This is a genomic window from Acinetobacter sp. MYb191 (assembly GCF_037572605.1).
Lineage (GTDB): Bacteria > Pseudomonadota > Gammaproteobacteria > Pseudomonadales > Moraxellaceae > Acinetobacter > Acinetobacter johnsonii.
Map to the genome: position 1 here is coordinate 318,791 of NZ_JBBGZP010000008.1, position 21,555 is coordinate 340,345.

20 protein-coding genes and 1 pseudogene are annotated in these 21,555 nt (G+C 39.0%); 12 read left to right on the plus strand and 9 right to left on the minus strand.

Features of this window, described 5'->3' with window-relative positions; genetic code table 11:
- Positions 1-103: 103 nt before the first annotated feature.
- Complete coding sequence (locus WH214_RS04730; protein ID WP_339422411.1) at positions 104-1,681, minus strand: sensor domain-containing diguanylate cyclase; 1,578 nt, start codon at positions 1,679-1,681, stop codon at positions 104-106.
- A gap of 323 nt (positions 1,682-2,004) precedes the next feature.
- Between WH214_RS04730 and WH214_RS04735 the strand changes: the two genes are divergently transcribed.
- Positions 2,005-2,184 (plus strand): hypothetical protein, encoded by a 180-nt coding sequence (locus tag WH214_RS04735; RefSeq protein ID WP_339422412.1) that lies wholly within the window; start codon positions 2,005-2,007, stop codon positions 2,182-2,184.
- Between the two features lie 159 nt (positions 2,185-2,343).
- Here the strand turns inward: WH214_RS04735 and WH214_RS04740 are convergent, their stop codons facing one another.
- Positions 2,344-2,574, minus strand: a complete 231-nt coding sequence (locus WH214_RS04740) for a DUF2171 domain-containing protein (protein WP_010327186.1) — start codon at positions 2,572-2,574, stop codon at positions 2,344-2,346.
- A gap of 183 nt (positions 2,575-2,757) precedes the next feature.
- Positions 2,758-3,285, minus strand: coding sequence for a serine O-acetyltransferase (locus WH214_RS04745; RefSeq protein WP_339422980.1), 528 nt, complete (start codon positions 3,283-3,285; stop codon positions 2,758-2,760).
- 528 nt (positions 3,286-3,813) lie between these two features.
- On the opposite strand from WH214_RS04745, the gene WH214_RS04750 reads away from it, so the two are divergent.
- The gene (locus WH214_RS04750) at positions 3,814-4,032 is read left to right on the plus strand and encodes a hypothetical protein (protein ID WP_004696033.1); all 219 of its coding nucleotides are present in this window, start codon (positions 3,814-3,816) and stop codon (positions 4,030-4,032) included.
- Between the two features lie 343 nt (positions 4,033-4,375).
- Here the strand turns inward: WH214_RS04750 and WH214_RS04755 are convergent, their stop codons facing one another.
- Positions 4,376-4,972, minus strand: coding sequence for a hypothetical protein (locus tag WH214_RS04755; RefSeq protein ID WP_339422413.1), 597 nt, complete (start codon positions 4,970-4,972; stop codon positions 4,376-4,378).
- Positions 4,973-5,061: 89 nt separating this feature from the next.
- Complete coding sequence (locus WH214_RS04760) at positions 5,062-5,760, minus strand: exonuclease domain-containing protein (protein ID WP_339422414.1); 699 nt, start codon at positions 5,758-5,760, stop codon at positions 5,062-5,064.
- Positions 5,761-6,252: 492 nt separating this feature from the next.
- Here WH214_RS04760 and WH214_RS04765 point away from each other — a divergent pair, with 492 nt between their 5' ends.
- The 9 genes and pseudogenes from WH214_RS04765 to WH214_RS04805 all read left to right on the plus strand — a co-directional run bounded on the left by WH214_RS04765 (position 6,253) and on the right by WH214_RS04805 (position 15,761).
- Complete coding sequence (locus WH214_RS04765) at positions 6,253-7,488, plus strand: alpha/beta hydrolase (RefSeq protein WP_339422415.1); 1,236 nt, start codon at positions 6,253-6,255, stop codon at positions 7,486-7,488.
- A gap of 156 nt (positions 7,489-7,644) precedes the next feature.
- Positions 7,645-8,898, plus strand: coding sequence for a serine hydroxymethyltransferase (gene glyA / locus WH214_RS04770; RefSeq protein ID WP_004982454.1), 1,254 nt, complete (start codon positions 7,645-7,647; stop codon positions 8,896-8,898).
- Positions 8,899-9,068: 170 nt separating this feature from the next.
- Positions 9,069-9,473: a nucleoside diphosphate kinase regulator gene (gene rnk, locus WH214_RS04775; protein WP_004696044.1), complete on the plus strand. Its 405-nt coding sequence runs from the start codon at positions 9,069-9,071 to the stop codon at positions 9,471-9,473.
- Between the two features lie 312 nt (positions 9,474-9,785).
- Positions 9,786-10,574 (plus strand): tellurium resistance protein, encoded by a 789-nt coding sequence (locus WH214_RS04780; protein WP_339422416.1) that lies wholly within the window; start codon positions 9,786-9,788, stop codon positions 10,572-10,574.
- A 19-nt stretch (positions 10,575-10,593) separates the two neighbouring features.
- Positions 10,594-11,727: pseudogene (locus tag WH214_RS04785) on the plus strand (toxic anion resistance protein).
- A 33-nt stretch (positions 11,728-11,760) separates the two neighbouring features.
- Positions 11,761-12,687 (plus strand): hypothetical protein, encoded by a 927-nt coding sequence (locus tag WH214_RS04790; RefSeq protein ID WP_339422418.1) that lies wholly within the window; start codon positions 11,761-11,763, stop codon positions 12,685-12,687.
- 168 nt (positions 12,688-12,855) lie between these two features.
- Positions 12,856-14,421, plus strand: a complete 1,566-nt coding sequence (gene ahpF / locus WH214_RS04795; RefSeq protein WP_339422896.1) for an alkyl hydroperoxide reductase subunit F — start codon at positions 12,856-12,858, stop codon at positions 14,419-14,421.
- Between the two features lie 180 nt (positions 14,422-14,601).
- A complete protein-coding gene (locus WH214_RS04800) occupies positions 14,602-14,943 on the plus strand; it encodes a hypothetical protein (RefSeq protein WP_058869489.1) in 342 nt (113 codons plus the stop codon).
- 119 nt (positions 14,944-15,062) lie between these two features.
- Positions 15,063-15,761: a VIT1/CCC1 transporter family protein gene (locus tag WH214_RS04805; protein ID WP_004693487.1), complete on the plus strand. Its 699-nt coding sequence runs from the start codon at positions 15,063-15,065 to the stop codon at positions 15,759-15,761.
- Positions 15,762-16,047: 286 nt separating this feature from the next.
- On the opposite strand, the gene WH214_RS04810 is transcribed toward WH214_RS04805, so the two are convergent.
- Together WH214_RS04810 and WH214_RS04815 are read right to left on the minus strand one after the other, a co-directional pair.
- The gene (locus WH214_RS04810; protein ID WP_159128261.1) at positions 16,048-16,824 is read right to left on the minus strand and encodes a TIGR03915 family putative DNA repair protein; all 777 of its coding nucleotides are present in this window, start codon (positions 16,822-16,824) and stop codon (positions 16,048-16,050) included.
- A gap of 1 nt (position 16,825) precedes the next feature.
- Positions 16,826-18,085: a putative DNA modification/repair radical SAM protein gene (locus tag WH214_RS04815; protein ID WP_339992942.1), complete on the minus strand. Its 1,260-nt coding sequence runs from the start codon at positions 18,083-18,085 to the stop codon at positions 16,826-16,828.
- Between the two features lie 206 nt (positions 18,086-18,291).
- Here WH214_RS04815 and WH214_RS04820 point away from each other — a divergent pair, with 206 nt between their 5' ends.
- A complete protein-coding gene (locus WH214_RS04820; protein WP_159128259.1) occupies positions 18,292-19,344 on the plus strand; it encodes an NAD(P)H-dependent flavin oxidoreductase in 1,053 nt (350 codons plus the stop codon).
- Positions 19,345-19,384: 40 nt separating this feature from the next.
- Here WH214_RS04820 and dusB read toward each other — a convergent pair whose 3' ends face one another.
- Positions 19,385-20,410, minus strand: coding sequence for a tRNA dihydrouridine synthase DusB (gene dusB, locus WH214_RS04825; protein WP_159128258.1), 1,026 nt, complete (start codon positions 20,408-20,410; stop codon positions 19,385-19,387).
- Between the two features lie 148 nt (positions 20,411-20,558).
- Positions 20,559-21,065, minus strand: coding sequence for a cytochrome b (locus WH214_RS04830; protein ID WP_159128257.1), 507 nt, complete (start codon positions 21,063-21,065; stop codon positions 20,559-20,561).
- Positions 21,066-21,555 lie beyond the last annotated feature (490 nt).

The window sequence follows — 21,555 nt, forward strand, 5'->3', positions numbered from 1 at the left end:
CATCTTGCATGAAAAGGGCCATTTTAGGCCTTTTCATTTTTGAACAGATGGATCTGAAAGCACTGCATGATTTGGCCTAATTTTATATTGAACGAAATCTATGTCAGTCCGATGATGTCGAACGGATACAATTTCGACCATCATTCTTGGCTTGATAGAGTTTTTGATCTGCCAATTTAATTACATCTTGAATATTGTCTGAGTCTTGAGGCCACGAGGCGATACCAATTGAAACCGTGATCGTGCCAATTGGGTCAATATAGCTTTGTGCTACTGTTTTACGAAGTCGTTCAGCTGCTATATAGGCAATCTTTGGATCTTCGTGTACTACAAAGACAATAAATTCTTCTCCACCGACACGGCAGCACACATCATGTTGACGAAAGTTACTTTTCATATGAGACGCTAACTTTTTCAATACGTGATCACCTTGATCATGCCCGTAGCTATCATTCACTGCTTTAAAGTGATCGATGTCCAATGTCAGTACCGAAAAAGGTGTATTGGTTGCTTCTAATTCATTTAAAAACAGTTTCATACCACGGCGGTTATAAAGTCCCGTCAGCGGATCGGTATTCACGTGTTGTTTAAGCTCTGCAATTTCATCTTTAAAATGTTTGGAGCTAAGCAAAAGAGCGGTGCGAAAGCGTAAAGCCTCAAAATACCAAGGATCGATGTTTTTAATGTCTTGATCAATATTTGGGCGCGTCAACATGCTGGCCATTTGTGCAAGCTTATTGAGTGGTGACGAAATCCAGTAAGAAAGTTTCCACACAAAAATGAACAAGAGTAAATAGAAACCGAGCATAGCCAGTGTTACTTTAACGATGATCGAGTTGGCTTGGCTTAATAACTCTAACGTCGGTTGTTGTGACACCACAACCCAATTCACACTTGGAATTGCCGCAAACCCCGCAAGGTTTTCGATCCCTTTACTATTGACCAGTGCAATCTTTCCAGTGGGGTGGGAGGTAATATATTGCATTCCGGTATTATTTTTTAATGAGTCGCCAATGCGAGCTTTATCTGGATGGAAGATGATCTTATTTTTATTATCAACAACATAAGTATAACTTTTCTTATAAGAATAAGTGGTAGCTAACAGCTCACTCACCAAGTTTTCTTTATTCAAATAAATCGAGCCCGTGACGATACCGAGGAACTCATTTTTACGATTAAAAATAGGCTGAGCAATCAGCACAATTAAATTGTTTGACAAGCCTTTGTATGGAGAGGAAATATAGGTTTTCTTGAGCTTTAATGCTTCGGTAATACCTGGAGTTTTATATTGTTTTTTTTGATTAACATGTAAGGTCTCGGGTGAGTATTCCAAAATAAAAGCATTTTTATCGATAATCGTGATTGAGTTAAATTTTTGTGATTGACCTTTAAGACGCGTAACTTCAGCTTTTAAAACCTGTTGATTTGAGAAATCTTGACCAACAATTTGAGCACTATAGCGCAGCTCACTCAACATACTTTCAAAATATTTGTCGGTACTAAATGCAATTTTTGAGGCATAGCGTTGATTGGCAGCTAAAGAGTTTTCGGTTAACTGCTCTTTGATGACATAGTTCAGAACAAAAATTGAAATTAGAAACAAGCTTGAGACACAGCCAATAATTAAAATCAAAATAAGTTTTTGTAAATCTAAACTATGAAAAACAGATTTCTTGATCACTCATGCCCCCAAGACAAGAACAGATTTTTTAAAGTTTTGTTGTGACGCCTGTAGAAGCTCAATTCTCATGACTGAAATCAATCTGGGTGAAAATTGCTCGAATTTGATTGCTGGTATTTTTCTAAGTATAGAGAAACTTCATATTAATATATATGTAATTTTTATATAAAAATTACATTAGTTTTCATTAAGATAATATGAATAGTACACAATAGCGCATAATCAATCAAAAGCACTATTAAAGTTTAATGAAAACAACATTAAATTGACATGCCTAAACGTAATAATGAGCTCTTTATTATTTCGATCATTGGAGAACAAACATGAATGTCTTTGGCATCGCATTGATCACTTTATTATCATTCATCGGGTTAGGGGCGCTCATTACCGGTTTCGTTGTGGGTGAAACATTCTTTATCGTGATTGGATTACTTTTATTTATTATGGCTTTTTTGGTTTGGTTAAGTATTAAAGATAAACTTTCAAACCCTTTTAAAGATTAAGAATGCTGTGGTTGAGTAATTTTTATACTTTTACTATCTATAGATCAATATTGATCAAGCTTAGATAGATGGATGTAGATTAGGTACTTTGCATCTAATTAATGTCTATATCATATGCAGTACCAGCCCAAAGGCTGGTAGCTTTGCAGTTTTTTGAGTCTATGCTTCAATCCAATTATCTTTAATTTCTTGGGCATCTTTGCTTAACATGACCTGATCCTCTCGAATTTCTCTTACCCATGCACTTGGGATAATATGGTGTTTCCCATCGCCATGTTTGGTGAGTTTGATCTCTTTACCTTCTATGTGGTCAACATCTCCAATCTTCGTTCCACATACGGCAATTACACTAGAATGTTCTTTAATGTCTGAAATATTAATCGTGGTCATAATGTACCTCTATCTTATTCATCGAACAAAAACGAAGATTTACCCTAACCTAATTTCTCCTATTCATGAGCTTTTGAAATACAACAGCAACATATTATGTCTTAAAATTTACGGAGTATAAAAATTGTCAGTCTGTGTTATATTTATAGAGTGCTAAGTTGGTTAAATTATGCTGATGTTGTTTTAGTTGCAATTCATCCAGCGTTTATTTACTGAATTTCCAGCATTATTATAGTGAATGACTTTTGCATAATTACCTACAGCTGTTGCATTATCAGGAATATCTTTGGTGACCACACTACCTGCACCGATGGTGGCACTATCGCCAATTTTAACATTATCGATAATACAGACATTTGGGCCAATATATACATTGTCGCCAATTACAGCGGCCTGACGACCGCCATTGGCACCAATCGTTGTAAACTGAGAAAGGTTGACATTGTTTCCAATCACAGTAGTTGGGTTGACAATCAAAGGTCCCCCATGACCGATGAACAAGCCATAGCCAATTTTTGTGGTGCAGTGGATATCGATCCCGTATTTCTTCTTCTTATAATAACAAATAGGGTAGGCCAGTTTGCCGATCCACGATTTTGAAGCCGAAAGACGTAACCAAACGCTAAAGTTAAAACCACGATTAAACAAATAAGTTTTGAGAAATGAACTTAGTTTTGTATAACCACAATACCGATATAAATCACTCAAAATCTATTGAACTAAGATGGAAAAGAACTTATAGGTTGAATGCGCGATTTTACTTGATTTGACGCTGAGATGTTACTAGATTTTGGCTTTCAGTATGGTCTCTTATTTTTAAAAAATATCAATTGGCTTTTATTTGTACAGTTGTTTCGAAATGTCATAGGCTCTTGTCGATAGTGAAAAATGCTTTTATATTGTACTTACAGTAGGTCGATAACTAAGACGCTACGATGTAGTTGGACGGATCAATGACAGCTCGTTGAGTTTGAAACGAAATGTTCAAACAATAAATCAGCACTAGCCTTCCAACATAGAAAAGCTCGCAGCAATGCGAGCTTTTTTTATGTGAAAAAATATGACTATGTATCTCGGTTGTTAAACATATTTGATTTAAGTTTATGATTTATAGTTATGATTTTGAAAATATTTATATAAATTAACATTGCGATAAATTCTAACAACTCTAAGGGCGGTGTTGGAAAAAACTTGTGCTATAAGATTAAGCAGAGCTAAAAAAAGAAAAGGAAAATGACCATGACTCAGCTTGTAGATGTAAAGGTAAAGGACCAATACAGCCAAACTTATAATGTGAAGGCCCAGTTAAGACAAGTACCTGAAAACTCCGAAGCAGAACGTTTGGATTTGTTTAAACGAATTGAACATATCGTTGTTGATGGTGAAGTGATTCTGCCTAGTATTGAACTGTTATTTGAAAGTCGACAAACGGAAAATATATACCGAGTTGTTGATTAACCCTATTGAAGAAAGCCCATGTTTACATGGGCTTTTTTTATGGGCGATCTACGTCGAGTTACGTGATCCCATTGCAGTATATAAGAGATAAATTTTTTTGAGCGATTATATTGAGGGTCATAAAGTGAAATTAGGATATCACTTCACACATATTTTCTATTTATCAAGCTGTTTGATAAATGGTTCGAGTAACCATTGTGCCAAAGTCTTAAAAATCGATTAAAGACATTAAGATTCATTACCTGAATAAAATGTAAAACAAGAGTTTTTTAATAAAACTTGTAGCTTTTAAATCTTAACTAAGACCGAAAAGACTCAATTATTATCCTTTGAATCTATTTATTTAACCTGCCTGAAAACGCAACAGTGAGTGATTGATCTGTTGTAAGTGTTGGTTGAGTACTGTGGGTTCTATTCGACTTTCCTGTAACGTCGTAATCCATTGCATTTGGCAGCGTTTGAGACTGTGTAAGTCTGTCGCCGATTGAATTTGAAGAATGAGTTGTTTTGCCATTAAGCCACAATAACGTTGTAATAAGTTCATCATCAAATCGCGTGTTTCTTCAAAGCTATAAGCTTTAAGTGGTGGGGCCGGGCTTTGTGTAGGAGCGGGTGGTGTAGGAGTTTGCGCTATACTGTCTAAATCTATTGGATTGACGCTATTTTGACTATTTTCTAGTAGTGTGGCAGGTGGTTGAGATTCGGATAGAGGCTCTATTGGGCTAGAGACGTGAGCTGTTTGTGTGGAATGAATTAAACCTAATTCAATTAATTGTCCGAGGATTTCAGGCGTTGCGATGCGTTGTTTGAACTGGTCAGCCAATTGTTCAAAATCTTCTGTACCAATTAAAACCAATAGTCGTCTTTGACGCGCATTGAGTGGGATATGACGTTGTTGTAAAGCATCTAAACCCAATGCTGTTTTTTGATAATGATTCATACCTTAATTTACTCCCCCGAACAAATAAATTAAGGCTGAACATACAGGCTGAAAATTACAACAATATTAAGAATTTATGACAATACATTTTAGAGCGTTTTAATGCTCGTATTTTCTAAAGCTTTGCGTAAGTAAGGATCGAGTTCATCTTGACGCATTAACCACTGAATATAGTCAGCAGGGAGTTCAGCAATCGCTGTGCCGCGATGTTTGCCAAAATTAATGACTCGCGGAATACGAGCATCTTCAGAGACAGCAAATAATTGCTCCATGCTGTTTATTTTTAATTGATGAACCACATGCATTAAAATATTGGCCGTTAAAATAATATCCATATCGGCACGATGGGCTTTTTTAATCATTTCACGGGCTTTTTCACTGCCTTTTGAAATCATATAAATGAGTGCCGAAATATTGTGGGCTTCAGCATCAGACCAGACCAAACGTGCAAGTGCGAGTGTACAAATCGCTTTAATATGAGAAGTATCGACACCACATTTTTCGATAGCACGAATATCATAATCAATATTATGACCAATGATGTACTGCGTTTCGGCAGGGAGTTTAAAGGTCGTATAGTGAGGCTTCCCAACGAGGTCTGACTCTAAAATATGATGCACAGCCATCGCTGCGAATGAGATCGGTTCATCGACGGTATAGAGCTGATCAAATACTTGGCTTTTGTCTAGGCTTAATTTGCCATTTGCAATTTCAATCGGTGCATATGCAATCTCAATGGGTTGACCATTTAGGGTATGGGTTTCTGTGTCGAGAATAATGGCTTGCATGTGCATATCCGAAAATTAAAAGCTGAATAAATTTATCATTTCCAAGACTATCAAGACAGCCTATGACTGCCAGATTTGTGGTTTATTCGCTGATTTTGTGCGGTGATGTTGTTTAAATAATCTGGTGAACCTAGGTGATTAGAGATCAGAATTTATTAAGCAAGGGAAAAGTTGGAAGCTACTTGTCGATTTATTTAGGCAGCTTGAAAAGCAAAATGATTGCTTAAAATTAAAATAATTCTTTGGGATTCGGTTCAAACCAAGACTAGAGAAGAGCTCACTGCCTGAATTCAGTTGTAGGAGCAGGATTTATTTTGAACTCGAAATTACCAGTTTTTATAACAATGGTGAGTGTGCATTTGCAGACAATGTTCACTTTGTATCATTCTCGTAACTGGTCTTGCCATGCGTCATTTTGAGGCGTAAATCATTAAGGTATTCAAGTGATTTGAATCGTTACAACAAGAAAAAATGTCATTAAGGAATTTTAAGATGAAAAAATATATATTGGCCGTGTTCGTCAGTAGTTCTGTGCTTGTTTTAACAGCCTGCGGGGGAGGGGATGGCGATTCAACTTCTGTTGGTGTGGATGATGGGATTCCTAAAAACAATATTGTTAATCCAGTCGTAACTACGCCAACAGCATATACAGCTACAGATATGTCAGCTACCGCTGGTGAAAGTGTAGTCATGACTTATAAGATGTTAGGTGTCCATAATCGGGAAGTACAAACGACAGCTTTGGTTTTTACTCCTAAAACTGCAGTACCTGCCAAAGGTTGGCCGATTGTGGTGTGGGCACATGGTACAACGGGTGTTGCAGATGCCTGTGCGCCAAGCCGTATTCCATTGAATACGTATGTTAAAGGGATGATAGATGGCTTCTTAGCGTCTGGGTATGTGGTTGTTGCTCCTGATTATGAAGGCTTGGGTGAACCAACAGCCGATCAATTACATCCATTCTTAAATGTCAAAAGTGAGGCCTTTTCAATTACGGATGCGGTGGTTGCTACGCGTAACTATTTAGGCGCTAAGGCTTCTAATCAATGGATGACGGTTGGTCACTCACAAGGTGGTCATGCGGCACTGGGCGCTGCGCAATATCAGTCTAGAGCTCAATTGGACTATAAAGGTACAGTCGCTGTTGCACCTGCTTCGAATTTATCTTTTATTTTAACTGCAGGAGAACTGAAAGCAGCAGCACAGCCTGACGTAAATGATAAGATAGAAACGCTTGCTTCTTTAGATACCTTTACCGCACTGATTACAGCAGGTTTACGTAATCAGAATCCAAATTTACAGTATTTCCAAGTTTTTAAAACGCCTACGAATCAAATTGCCGAAAACGCTGAATCAGATTGTTATACTGTTTTAGGGAATAAATTTGGCTTGGCAATGGGTCAATATGCATTTTTAAATAATAATTCTATTAATGGTTATCCTCGTACCCAACCTGATTTTATGATCAGTATTCCTACAGTCAAAGATTTTCTAGCCAATGGTTCACAACCTTTAAAAACTAAAATCAGCACGCCTATCATTATTTATCAAGGTGCTGCAGATGCTACAGTTCCAATTCAGGCAACAGATCTTTTGCTGAGTACTGAGGCTGCAAAAAACTCATCAATTTCATATAGAACAGAGGCAACATGGGATCATGGTTCAGCTTATGCGTTAAATATTCCTAATATTCTGACCGATGTCAAAACTCTCATGCCAATTCAGTAATTTGCTTTGACCCAAATCGCTCATTAAGTTCTACTTTATGAGCGATTTTTTATTTAAAACTGCGTAAAGTTCGTTCTCGAAATTTATAAACTTCATGCTACAATACGCGCCAATCTTAGCACGGCTTAAAAGCCCTAATTTCATAGGACCTCGCTAATGTTTGCCAATATCTCAATTGCTGAATTTGATCCAGAAATCGCGCAAGCAATCACAAATGAAGATGCTCGCCAAGAAGCGCACATCGAACTGATTGCTTCTGAAAACTATTGCTCTCCAGCAGTAATGGAAGCGCAAGGTTCAAAACTTACAAACAAATATGCTGAAGGCTACCCAGGCAAACGCTACTACGGCGGTTGTGAATATGTAGACGTGATTGAACAATTAGCGATTGACCGTGCTAAAGAGCTTTTCGGTGCAGATTACGCAAATGTTCAACCACATGCAGGTTCACAAGCAAACTCTGCTGTTTACTTAGCTCTTCTTAACCCAGGCGACACTGTTTTGGGTATGAGTTTGGCTCACGGTGGTCACTTGACTCACGGTGCTAAAGTAAGTTTTTCTGGTAAAACATATAACGCAATTCAGTACGGTTTAAACCCTGAAACTGGCGAAATTGATTACGAAGAAGTTGAGCGTTTAGCAGTTGAGCACAAGCCACGTATGATCGTAGCTGGTTTCTCTGCTTATAGCCAAATTGTAGATTGGCAGCGTTTCCGTGACATCGCGGATAAAGTTGGCGCTTACTTATTTGTAGATATGGCTCACGTTGCTGGTCTAGTTGCTGCTGGTGTTTACCCAAGCCCAGTTCAGATTGCTGACGTAACAACAACCACTACACACAAAACACTTCGTGGCCCACGTTCAGGTCTAATCCTTGCAAAAGCAAACGAAGAAATTGAGAAAAAATTACAATCAGCTGTATTCCCTGGTAACCAAGGCGGTCCATTGGTTCATGCGGTAGCGGCTAAAGCAATTTGCTTTAAAGAAGCAATGGCTCCTGAATACAAAGTTTACCAACAACAGGTGGTGAAGAACGCTCAAGCAATGGCTGAAGTTCTTATTGCTCGTGGTTATGACATCGTTTCTGGTGGTACAGAAAATCACTTGTTCTTGTTATCTCTTATCAAGCAAGATGTAACAGGTAAAGAAGCAGATGCATGGTTAGGTGCAGCTCACATTACTGTGAACAAAAATGCTGTACCAAATGACCCACGCTCACCATTTGTGACTTCTGGTATACGTATTGGTACACCGGCTGTGACGACTCGTGGTTTCGGCGAAGCTGAAGTACGTGAACTTGCTGGCTGGATCGCTGATATCCTAGACAGCAAAGGTGATGAAGCTGTGATTAACGCTGTTAAAGCGAAAGTTGAAGCTGTTTGTGCGAAATTTCCTGTTTACGCAAACTAAGTTCTGACTTGAGAAAGCCCCCTCAAGGGGGCTTTTTTTATAGCATTAAAAAATCAAAATCAGTTGAAATGTAATTTAGACTGCATTTCTGATATAACAGAAGTTATAGGCTAATAAATTATTTTTAATAAGAATTTTATTCATACCGTATTCAAATAGGAATGCAGCATATGGCAAACCCAGCAATTATCATTTCTGAGCAGGATCTTCATCGTTTAGAAACGATGTTAGAACATCAGCCTAAACTTACACCGACTATGCAGTTGCTTGAAGAAGAATTGGCACGCGCCGATGTTGTTGCTCCACAAGATATGCCTGCCAATGTGGTAACGATGAATGCAAAAGTTTTACTGACCATTGCGCCATCTACAGAAGCATCTGAAATTACCTTGGTTTATCCGCATGATTTTAAAGGCGAGAAGGGACAGGTCAATGTTGTAGCTCCAATTGGTGCAGCAATTCTTGGCTTAGCTGAAGGTCAAGAAATTGAATGGCCGCAGCCAGATGGTCAAATGATGAAAGTCAAAATTGAAAAAGTGGTTTATCAACCTGAGCGTGAAGGCGATTATTTATAATATCGAAACACCCCATTTTAAAGCCATGTTGATCATGGCTTTTTTATGACTTCAAATATGCGTTTTGTTTCATAAAGGATTGTAACTCCATAGAAGATAAAAACAGAGTATGTATTGATTGGATCTTTTATTTCTACTCAATAGGTTTGGGTCTAGTACGAATAGAGTACTTAATAACAGATATAACCTTCGTGATAATTTCTACGGCACAAAAGATGTCACAGCATTTTTGCAAAAATCTACATGTTATTTGACATAAAAGCTGTACTATAAAAATGATTTTATTCAATTTCTTTATTGGGTTAAAGCACTATGGCACAAATTGACGTTCTTGTTCCTTTAAGGGATATACCAGTCAATTCAGATGAACTTTTAAGTATCCAGCGTAATGATTTGGTTCCGTTGCTGAACGATCAATATCGTCTCAATCATTATGCAGATAGTGTCATTCAAGCGCAGTCTGCGCTGTTAAATGGAATAGACCCGCAGCTCACTTTACAGTTGAGCCAAACCATTGAGCAACTGATCCAGTCATTGGCTGACTCAAAAAAATACCTGAAGAAGCGTAAATTTAATGGGCTACAAAAGTGGCTGGGAATTGATATTGAATATGGTTCAACCCAAGTTGAATACTATAAAAAACTGGATCAGCTGCTGGATCGAGCCAATCATCTCAGCCAAAAATTACAAATTGAAATTCAAAAGTCACAAGCACGTTATCAGCAGCTTACTGGTTTACGTGAGCAAATGGCTAAATATATATCTGCGGCTGAAGCATTTTTAATGGAATACCCTAAATTTGTGAAGAATGCACATCCTTTAGATAATTTTGCAGAACGTTTATCCAAGAAAATAAACAGCTTGCAGACTTTGCAAAGCAGTAATGATATTGCGATCACTCAAATGCAATTGTCTCAGCAGCTTTCATTGAGTTTGTTGGACCGATATAAAGAGGCACAACAGGTCTTGATTCCAGCATGGCAATATCATGTCAAACAATCGCAGCAATCAAGCTCGACAATTGAACTAGAAAAGCTCGATAATAGCCGTGAAAAATTGATTCATACCTTAAAAAAATCACTACAGAAACCAACACTTTAAGAAATAGATTAGGTGAATTATGACCAACTCAGAACAAAACAGTCTTGTGGTGGAGCCAACCACTGAAGTGATTGAACATAAGTTTCAACAGTTAAATTTGCAAGAAATTGGCTTGCAACAAGATGACTTCAATGCGGTCTTGGCAGCTCGGAAAGAGTTGGCAGAAATCAACCATAACGCCGTGGCGGAGTATGGTAAAAATATTGCGACACAAACCTCAGGATATACTGATGAGTTGTTAAATTTAGTGCAAAACAAGGACCTTGATGAAACTGGGCAAAAGCTAAATCAGGTGGTACAAGTTGCACAACAACTGAATACCTCAAGTATCTTAAATAAAAAGAAAAATTCAGGTTTCTTCGGTGGCTTGATGAGCAAAATTAAAGGCGCAAAGAATAATATTGATATGCACTTTAATACCACCAAAGAACAGATTGATACTTTGGTGAAAGAAATTGAAAAATCACAGTCTGGTTTAAAAGCACGTGTTGATACTTTAGATCGGATGTTTAATGGTGTACAAAGTGAATATAAACAGCTCGGTGTGTATATCGCAGCAGGTAAGTTGAAACAGGATGAAATTCAGCAGTAAATCTCAACGCTGACTTCACAGGCACAAGATCAAACCACGACGCAGAGAGTTTACGACCTCAATCATTTAGCCAATAATTTGGAAAAACGCGTGAGTGATTTGCAGGTTTTACAACAATCAGCCATGCAAACACTACCGATGATTCGTATTATTCAGTCTAATAATTTGATGTTGGTCGATAAGTTTTATGCGATTAAAAACATCACATTGCCTGCATGGAAAAACCAAATTAGTCTGGCGATTTCTTTAAATGAGCAGAAGAATAGTGTGCAGTTGGCCAATACCATTGACGATGCGACCAATGACTTATTGAAGCGCAATGCCGATTTGTTACATCAAAACTCAGTAGATACAGCAAAAGCCAATCAACGTTCAGTGATTGATATTGAGACGCTTGAACATGTACAAAACACCCTCATTAAAACAGTAAATGATGTGATTCAAATACAAAAAGAAGGTATGCAGAAACGTGCGGAAGCAACCACACGTTTGCGTAGTTTGCAGGACAGTTTGAATCAATTGGTTTTAGACTCGAGTTCTAATCGTACGACACCATCTTAATGCCGAGGTGGATGGTCAATAGAGGAGAAGCGCTTGCCTTCCTTAGATGAGTATGTTGTTCAGCCTCAGCACATTGAACAAGGCGTGGTTGCACTCAAACAACGTCAACGTAAACTGAGTTTATGGTGTATGTTGAGTGCAGCCTTGTTTATTGCCTCCAGCATTAGTTATTTTCTACAACCTGATTTTGTCTATAGCTTTTTTGGGCTGAGCACTGAAATACAGCAACTACATATGCCCATGAGTGTCGATGAAAATCTCGCATCACTTGGACATCAGCCAGATTATTTTCTGAATTTGCTGTTGTGGTTTGGTTGGCTTGTACTCAAGATCATGGTGTCTTTTATTGGGGCATTCATACTGGTGCACTATGCACGGAAAATTCATTTTTTCTATGTACGTTTTCAGTCTTTTATACTGAAGTTTGTGGCATGGTTGATTGCCTTTATTCTGCTTTGGTCAGGTCTGACCTATGTGCAATATGATTTAAAAGATGATGAAAGCGAGGCTTTTCAGCAAATCGTACACTACGATAAAAATATTCAGCAAAGTGAAATAGCGCAGTATTTGCAGGAATCAGACATTCAGCTCCCCGTAAAACATTATTTGCTTGCGCAGACGGCATTGTTACATCAACCTGTCGATAAAAATGCAGCAATTCCGCATGTGCTTGCTCTGGTCCAAGCAGAAAAAAACGATTCACATTTTATTGAATATGGATTTAAGCCTGAACAGTTATGGACGATGCAGCATCAACTCTATGGCAAAACACTCACGCCGATGGCTGCAAGTGTAGAAAAGCAAGTTCAGCAAGCAGCGCAGTTCACGAAGATCATGCAATTCTTTTCGCTTATCTTGATGCTACTGATGGCAGTGCTAAGTCTTGTGTTGTTTGGTCTGACACGTCAGTTAAAAGCCAGAACTTTAAGAATTGAACAGCGGATGCAGAGTGAATCCTAAGTTTTACTTCATTTAAAGTCCTGCGTTTAGTGGGACTTTTTATGATGAATATCTTTAAATCTATAAAACCGATTATTAAAATAAAAACAAACTGTTTTATCTATTTTTAGATTTACTCTATGATTCTTCTATCAAATAATTTTATAGATTGCTTTGGAGAGCTTAACAATGTTAGATCAAAATACTTCAGCTCAATTAAAAACACTTCTTGAACGCCTAGAAGGTCCGATTGAATTGGTTGCGACTTTGAACGGTTCTGAAAAATCAGACAAAATCAAAGAATTGGTTGAAGAGGTTGCAGCACTGTCTCCACTGGTGACTGCACGTTTTGATGGCCAAAACTCACGTGCACCCAGCTTTGGTGTGACAAAGGCGGGCGAACAGCCGCGTGTGTTCTTTGCCGGGTTACCGATGGGACATGAGTTTACCTCTTTGATTTTGGCATTGTTACAAACCTCAGGTTATGCACCTAAAGTATCTGATGAAGTTTTGGCTTCAATCAAAGCTTTGGGCATCCAGTCTGACTTTGACGTATTTGTCTCTTTAAGCTGTCATAACTGTCCAGACGTGGTGCAAGCGTTGAACCTGATTGCCATTTACAATCCAGGCACGACAGCAACTATGATTGATGGTGCATTCTTCCAAGACGAAGTTGAAGAACGCAAAATCATGGCTGTACCGATGGTGTTCCAAGACAATAACCATATCGGTCAAGGTCGTATGACTTTGGAAGAGATTATTGCCAAACTGGATACCAATTCTGCTGCCAAAGAAGCTGAAAAACTCAATGCCAAAGATGCTTTTGATGTTTTAGTGATTGGTGGTGGCCCTGCAGGAAATACCTCTGCCATTTATGCCGCACGTAAAGGCATTAAAACGGGGATTGTGGCTGAACGTATGGGTGGTCAAGTCATGGATACCATGGACATTGAAAACTATACCTCGATTCAAAAGACCCAAGGGCCGAAGTTTGCTGCTGAAATGGAAGCACATGTCCGTGAGTACGGTGTGGACATCATGAACTTACAACGTGTTTCTAACATCAAAGGTGCAGATGAGACCGCGAATGGCTTAGTTGAAGTCACTTTAGAAAATGGTGCGAAGCTTGAATCTAAAACGGTAATCCTTTCAACAGGTGCACGTTGGAGAGAAATGAATGTGCCTGGTGAAGCAGAATACCGTACTCGTGGTGTTGCCTACTGCCCACACTGTGATGGTCCACTGTTTAAAGGCAAACGTGTTGCTGTGATTGGTGGAGGGAACTCAGGTGTCGAAGCTGCGATTGATCTTGCTGGGATTGTAGAACATGTGACTTTGGTTGAGTTTGATACCAAACTACGTGCGGACCAAGTGTTGCAAGACAAATTGCATAGCTTGCCTAATACCACAGTAATCCTGAACGCCCTATCAACCGAAGTTGTGGGTGATGGTAAGCAAGTGACAGCATTGAAATATAAAGATCGCGCAACTGATGTAGAACATTCGGTTGAGCTTGCAGGAATCTTTGTGCAAATTGGTTTATTGCCAAACACCGATTTCCTCAAAGAAACAGCGGTTGAGCTTTCAAACCGTGGTGAGATTGTGATTAATGATCGCAACGAAACCAATGTCAAAGGTGTATTTGCCGCAGGTGACTGTACGACAGTGCCTTACAAGCAAATCATCATTGCCACAGGTGAAGGTGCAAAAGCATCTCTGTCTGCTTTTGATTATATTATTCGTTCTGGCGTGTAATCCTCTCAGACGCTTCCCTGCTAAAGGCTTATAGGCAACTCAGCTTATAAGCCTTTTTATCATGCTGTTTTTTATAAAAAATTACATTTTTTTAACAATAATGCAGTCTGCTTTACACTCAAAGTAGATTATATTTTGCCCAACCCCTACTTTTGGGTATAAAACGAAAAGGATATGAAAATGAATAAATTACTTATTGCTTTAGGTCTTGCTGCTGCTGTTGTTTTAGTGGGTTGTTCAAAAGAAAAAGCACCTGAAACAGGTGCAACGACAGGTGAACACCTTGAAAATGCTGCTGAACAAGCAGGTCATGATATTAATAAAGCTGCAAGTGAAGCCGTATCTGACACTCAAAAAGCTGCAGATGAAGCATCTGCAAAAATTGGTGCTGCCGCTGACGAAGCTGCTGCGAAAACTGAAGCTGCTGCTGAAGATGTTAAAAATGCCTCTAAAGAAGCAACAGCTCATGTTGCTGGTGCAGTAGAACAAGGTGCTGCTGATGTGAAAGAAAAAGCGCAATAATATTTCTAAACTCAAAAAAGCCTCCCACTCGGAGGCTTTTTTATGGGCTGTGCTATAGTAGATGAAACGTGCATTATTAAATAAATCATAACTTTAAAATTTGAGGATGATCTATCGTCATGTCCTATTCTCACCATGTTGAACCTCATTTAATTCATCGTACTGGTTGGCTACGTGCAGCGGTATTGGGTGCCAATGACGGCATCATTTCAGTGACCAGTTTAATTATGGGGATGGCGGCCAGTGGCGCAACCAGCCATACCTTACTCATCACGTGTATTGCAGGGCTCATTTCAGGTGCGAGCTCTATGGCTGCGGGCGAGTATATTTCGGTGAAGTCTCAATCGGATATTGAAGAAGCCGACTTAAAACATGAAGCCAGAGAATTAGATAAAAACCCTCACTTAGAACTTAAAGAACTGACTCAAATTTATATACAACGTGGACTAGAACCCAAACTGGCACATGAAGTCGCAGTACAACTCAGCGCACATGATGCACTGTCTGCACATGCTCGTGATGAAATAGGCATCCATGAAAATACCAGTGCCAAGCCACTTGAAGCCGCGGGTTCTTCTGCCCTCGCCTTTTCACTAGGTGCTCTGTTTCCTATGCTAGCCATTCTATTAAGCCCTCAAGGTTATCTGACTCAGTCAGTTGCTCTTACAGGGGTACTATCATTGTTCGGTTTAGGCGCTTTATCAAGTTACTTTTCTGGGACTTCTATGTGGACAGGCGCATTTCGTGTGACGCTATGGGGAATTTTTGCGATGCTGTTTGCCAGTTGGATTGGTTCCCTATTTAATGTGCATGTTTAACGTTAACAACAGGATAAGCGTTAACAATCTACCTATTAAAAATGTAAAAAGCCCATGGATTGAATGGGCTTTTTACTATTGAAAGCATCATTCATCATCAACTTTAAGCTTGCACATTTTTCTCTGAGCCACTACTCAGATGCACTATTACTGATGACTGAAGTTCCATTCTACAGGTGCAACAGCTTATTTTTTAATTAGCATGAATTGCTTAACGTCTGTTCTCATTCCCATAACAGCCTAAAACATTATAGAAAATGATGAGTCAACGCCTTACTTGCTCTCGCTAGATTGTTTTTTCATTCATATAACGCCAGTAGCGTTTAGGAACATATTGCACATGTAGTTTGATATTTTTTCTTGCCTCGATGTTGATACTTTTAAAATAATCTTTCCATAACTGGTCATACAGCAGCTCATCATCATCTAATTCAACACTAAAGAACTGACTGTGTCCGGCTTTGTGTGCATGATCAATTTGATCTATATCCATTTCCACCTGATGCACAGCTGTCAAATCATAATAAATGCCAAAATTTCTTTTTTCATCATAAATCAACCATCTTTGATCTTGATATCGGTTTCTAAAATGCCGTTCTATCAGTGGTAAAACATTAAAATCCGGCTGTACCAAACTTAGAAACAATCCATCCTGACATTTTTTAAAGCGGACAAAAGCTTCCATACGATGCTTTTCCCTGCCCACTTGTTTGGCCCACTGCGAAACAGCCAACACATCCGTATGCGCATAGTTATGATCTACCGCATGTGTATTTCTAAATACATAGATACAGAAATTAAAAAGATGTTGATGTGCCTGCTCCTGCTCAGACAGAAAGCAATAATAAAAAAATCGTAGACTTTCAGCCGTAATTTTTTGCTTTAACCCTCGCCAAACTCGCTCTGCGTGTTCGTCATTTGAAGCAACCTCAATACACTCATCAAACAAGCTGGCTTGGGAATTGTTAGATGCAAGCTTGACGTCAAAATCTTTAAACTGAAAGCTTCTATATACACAACTCAGTAGTCCAGTCATGCTTTGATCAAAGCGATATATCGACATACTAAAAACCGAAGCCCAGTTGAGGCGAAAGCTGTTTTTGATATTTGGATTGCCCCGATTGCAAAATGTGCTGCCGAATCTGGTTCGCTGGTTGTTCTTTTTTAAACTTTGGCGTATCTGCACAGCGAATAAAATACTGTGCCCGATTGTAAGCAATGCCCATACGCTTTAGTTGATCGATATGAATCTGCCCAAAACGACGAGCTTGCACAATTTTTTTAGCCGATTGAACACCTATACCCGGAACACGTAAAATCATACGATAGTCTGCATGTTGAATATCAACAGGAAAATGCTCAGGGTTACGTAATGCCCAACTTAGCTTCGGGTCAATGTCCAAATCTAAATTCGGATGCTGATCATTCACAATTTCCTGCGCATCAAAACCATAGAAACGCATGAGCCAATCTGACTGGTACAGCCGATTTTCTCTTAATAATGGCGGTGCAGAACCCACGACAGGAAGCATTTTTTCCTGTTCATTGATCGGGATATAGCCTGAAAAATACACCCGTTTGAGCTGATACACTTTGTAATGATGATCTGCCATTAAAATAATATCTTTGTCTGTTTCTTGATGTGCGCCCACCACCATCTGAGTGGTTTGTCCCGCTGGTACAAACTTCGGTACATGCTGAATCACACGCCGCTCATCCGTCAACTGAATTAAGCGATCGCGTACAATGCCTAAGTCCTTTTGTACTTCTGCATGTGATTTCTCAGGTGCAAACTGTTTTAAACCAACTTCCGTTGGCATTTCCAAGTTAATACTCATGCGGTCTACATATAAGCCGGCCTCAGTAATAATTTCTTGGGAAGCACCAGGTATCGTTTTTAGGTGAATATAACCATTAAAGTTTTCTTCAAGGCGAAGCTTTTTCACCACTTGTAGCATTCGCTCCATAGTGAAATCAGCTGATTTAAAAATACCTGAACTTAAAAATAACCCTTCAATATAATTGCGTCGGTAAAAGTTGATGGTTAAATCCACCACTTCTTGTACAGTAAAAGCGGCTCGCTTGACATCGTTAGAGCGTCTAGAAACACAGTACGAACAATCAAAAATACAGACATTTGAAAATATAATTTTAAGCAATGAAACACAACGACCATCTTCTGTATAACTATGACAGATACCGTTTCCTGTATTTCCCAAACCTTGATTGTTGTTTTTACGATTGCTACCACTGGACGAACAGGACACGTCATATTTAGCTGCATCAGCTAGAATCTGTAGCTTTTCACGGATACGATCGGTCATGACGATCCTCGGTAAAATCTAAAATAAAAGTATAAAAAATTTCAGACTAAAAGCATTGCCAATACACATACCCAACGACATGGCTTGTCGCCAAAAACCGAGAAATAAACGTGATTGCTTTAGATATTTTTCGAGAAAATACTGAATATTATTTGCCAATTTTGCAGCGCTTGGGCAAAGTGTCTATATGTAAAAGGAGCAAGTACATGTCTTTATTATTAGAACGTCTTGAAATTAAACATCCTATCTTCCTTGCACCAATGGCCGGTGTTTCTACACCAGAGCTTGCAGCGGAGGTTTCAAATCAAGGCGGGCTAGGCTCACTTGGATTAGGCGCAAACACCGCGGAAGCCGCACGTAGCCAAATTTTAAAAACCCAAGCACTGACCGAACAACCTTTTCAAGTTAATTTCTTCTGTCATCAAAGTGTCGAACTTGATCCAACTATCGCACAAACATGGATTGATTTTGTAAGACCTCATTTTGAACAATACGATGCAGAACCACCTACTCAACTGCACTGTATTTATCCTAGCTTTTTGGACAATGATGACTTTTTAAATGTCGTACTTGAAACTCGCCCTAAAGCCGTCAGTTTTCACTTCGGTATTCCGCATCCGCACCAAATACAGGCGCTAAAAGACGCTGGCATTTTAACCATGGTTTCTGCAACCAACTTAGCGGAAGCACGGGCCATTGAAGCAGCAGGGATTGATTTTATTATTGCTCAAGGCATAGAAGCAGGTGGACACCGCGGGATTTTTAATGAACATTTTGATAGTGCAATACGTACGATCGACCTCGTACAACTTCTGACGCAGCACTGTCGGTGCCCTATTATTGCTGCGGGTGGCATTATGAATGGTACACAGGCTCAGCAGATGTTAAGCCTCGGCGCGAGTGCGGTACAGTTGGGAACAGCTTTCGTACAATGTAAAACGTCGAATGCCAATGATGCCTACCGTCATGCACTTTTCCATGAGCACATCACACAAATAAGTGCCAGTATTTCAGGTCGCCCTGCTCGCGGCTTACTGGGTCACTGGCATACCCAGATTGATCTACCGAACCGCCCTGCGGTTGCTGCTTATCCGTACTGTTATGATCTTGGAAAACAATTACATGCTGTAGCAAGTAAACAAGGCGATCAAGGCTTTGGTGCATTTTGGGCAGGTACGAATGTTTCGCAAATTCGTGCCATGGAAGCACCTGACTTAATTAACCAACTGTTGGTTGAAATGCAGCAAGTCAGTTATTAAGTCTCATTATTCACTCAAAGCTCCATACGTGGAGCTTTGTTTATTTGGTTTCTAACAAATTGACCTGTTCAACCTGTACGTCATTCATGGTTGCACCATGTATGAGTAACTGGTCAAAGTAGTCAGCGACCACTTTAAATTGTTCAGTTGTACTTTCCACTTTGTACATGTTCTGACGAAACTCATTACTTGAACGTAAACCTTTGGTGTACCAAGCAATATGTTTACGTGCAATTCGGCAGCCAGAATATTCCCCATAAAATGCATACAGTTCGGCAAGATGTCCAAGTAGAACTTCTTTTACTTCTTGAATGCTTGGCGCTGCCAAATGTTCACCCGTCTCCAGATAATGCGCGATTTCACGAAAAATCCACGGACGCCCTTGCGCAGCGCGACCAATCATAATTGCATCTGCACCGGTATAATCGAGTACATATTTGGCTTTTTCTGGACTATCAATATCCCCATTGGCAACCACTGGTATACGAATGAGCTGTTTTACTTCTTTAATTAAATCATAACGAGCCGTGTTCAAATACATGTCTTCACGGGTGCGCCCATGCAATGCCAACGCCGCAATACCCGCCTCTTCAGAACGTTTCGCTACACGTAAGATATTTTCATGACCATTCAAAAAACCCAAACGCGTTTTAAGTGTTACAGGTACATCAACTGCAGCCACAACTTCATCCAAAATTCGAGCCACCAAGTCTTCATCTTTTAAAAGTGCAGAACCTGCCAGTTTGTTACAGACTTTCTTGGCTGGACACCCCATATTAATGTCCACAATTTGAGCACCATTTGAGACCTGATATCGTGCAGCTTCCGCCAACTCTTTGGGATCTGATCCTGCAATTTGCGCTGAAATAGGCGCCAATTCACCATCAAAATTAGCACGATATAAGCTTTTTTTACTCATCCGTAACGTTTGGTCTGATGTCATCATTTCACTGACAGCATGCCCTGCACCAAAGTATTTGCACAGAGACCTAAATGGACGGTCAGTTACGCCTGCCATCGGAGCCACAATCAAATTATTTGACAGTTGATACGGACCAATATACATATGAATTCATCACTTTTTCGACCGGCACAGTATACTGCATCTACACTTTCGGCTCATCTTTTATCATGTGTTATGTGACTATGAAATACTCATAATAAAAAAGCCAGACGAATCTAAAAGGCAGCCATCAGATAGCCTCTAAATCACATCATTTTTTAAAAAGCATACTTTTTAAGACGTTATCTTTGAAAATGAAGTGGTGAACCAATGCCGCACAGGCATGTAAACCCACGAGCGCGATAAAGAGATTCCCTAAAAATTGATGCGCATCTGCAATATAGTCACTCCCCCAAACAGTGCTCAAAAGCGGTAAATTTAACGATAAAACTTGGAAATTATCAGTAAAACTCGATAATGTCATCCAACCCGCAATTGGAACAATACATAGGCTTAAGTAAAGGAAAAATCTGACCATTTTAAATAACATTATCTGGTAAGAATTAATTATTTCAGTTTTAGGAATACTTTTTCTATACAGAAAAACAAAACTCAATCTCAAGAAAAATAAAATAAATATTAAAATCCCACCTGCAACATGAATCTGGCCTTTCCAGTCTGTTATTGTGGGATCACCTGCAGTCAGATACACCATTGCAACTAAAGCAAAGGTAATCCAATGCATGATTATTATAGGTTTTGGATAGTTATCCTTCATCGCTTTTCCTAAGTTTTAAATATTTTATAAAACGGAGCTGTTAAAAAAAAGCTTAAACGAAAAATGTAAAGAAAAATAGAATGCTCAGCTTTTCATTCAGGCTAGGCTTTACTTAAACATTAAAAATCAATTACCTGCCTACCCACTATTTCCAACATCTTGTAGATTAAAGTACTTTTAAGTACAACATCCTTCATCCCTTCAAGTATTCCTTACATCCTTTGTAAAACTTCTGGTTGAACATTTGTGCTACATCAACTTTCTGATCACAATATTCTGGTATCTTGACTTTATTATGTCGTCCATAACAATAGACGTAATACCCTTTAAAAGGTTCTATAAATTCATCGATAATTGCATCTTTCAGTACATGACAAGGGTAACCATATAAATAATATTTAGGTTATTGATTATATTGTATAAATTATAAATCAGCATTATTCATTAATTTAAAGTCTAATTTATGATATTAATAAGAACAGGGAAAACA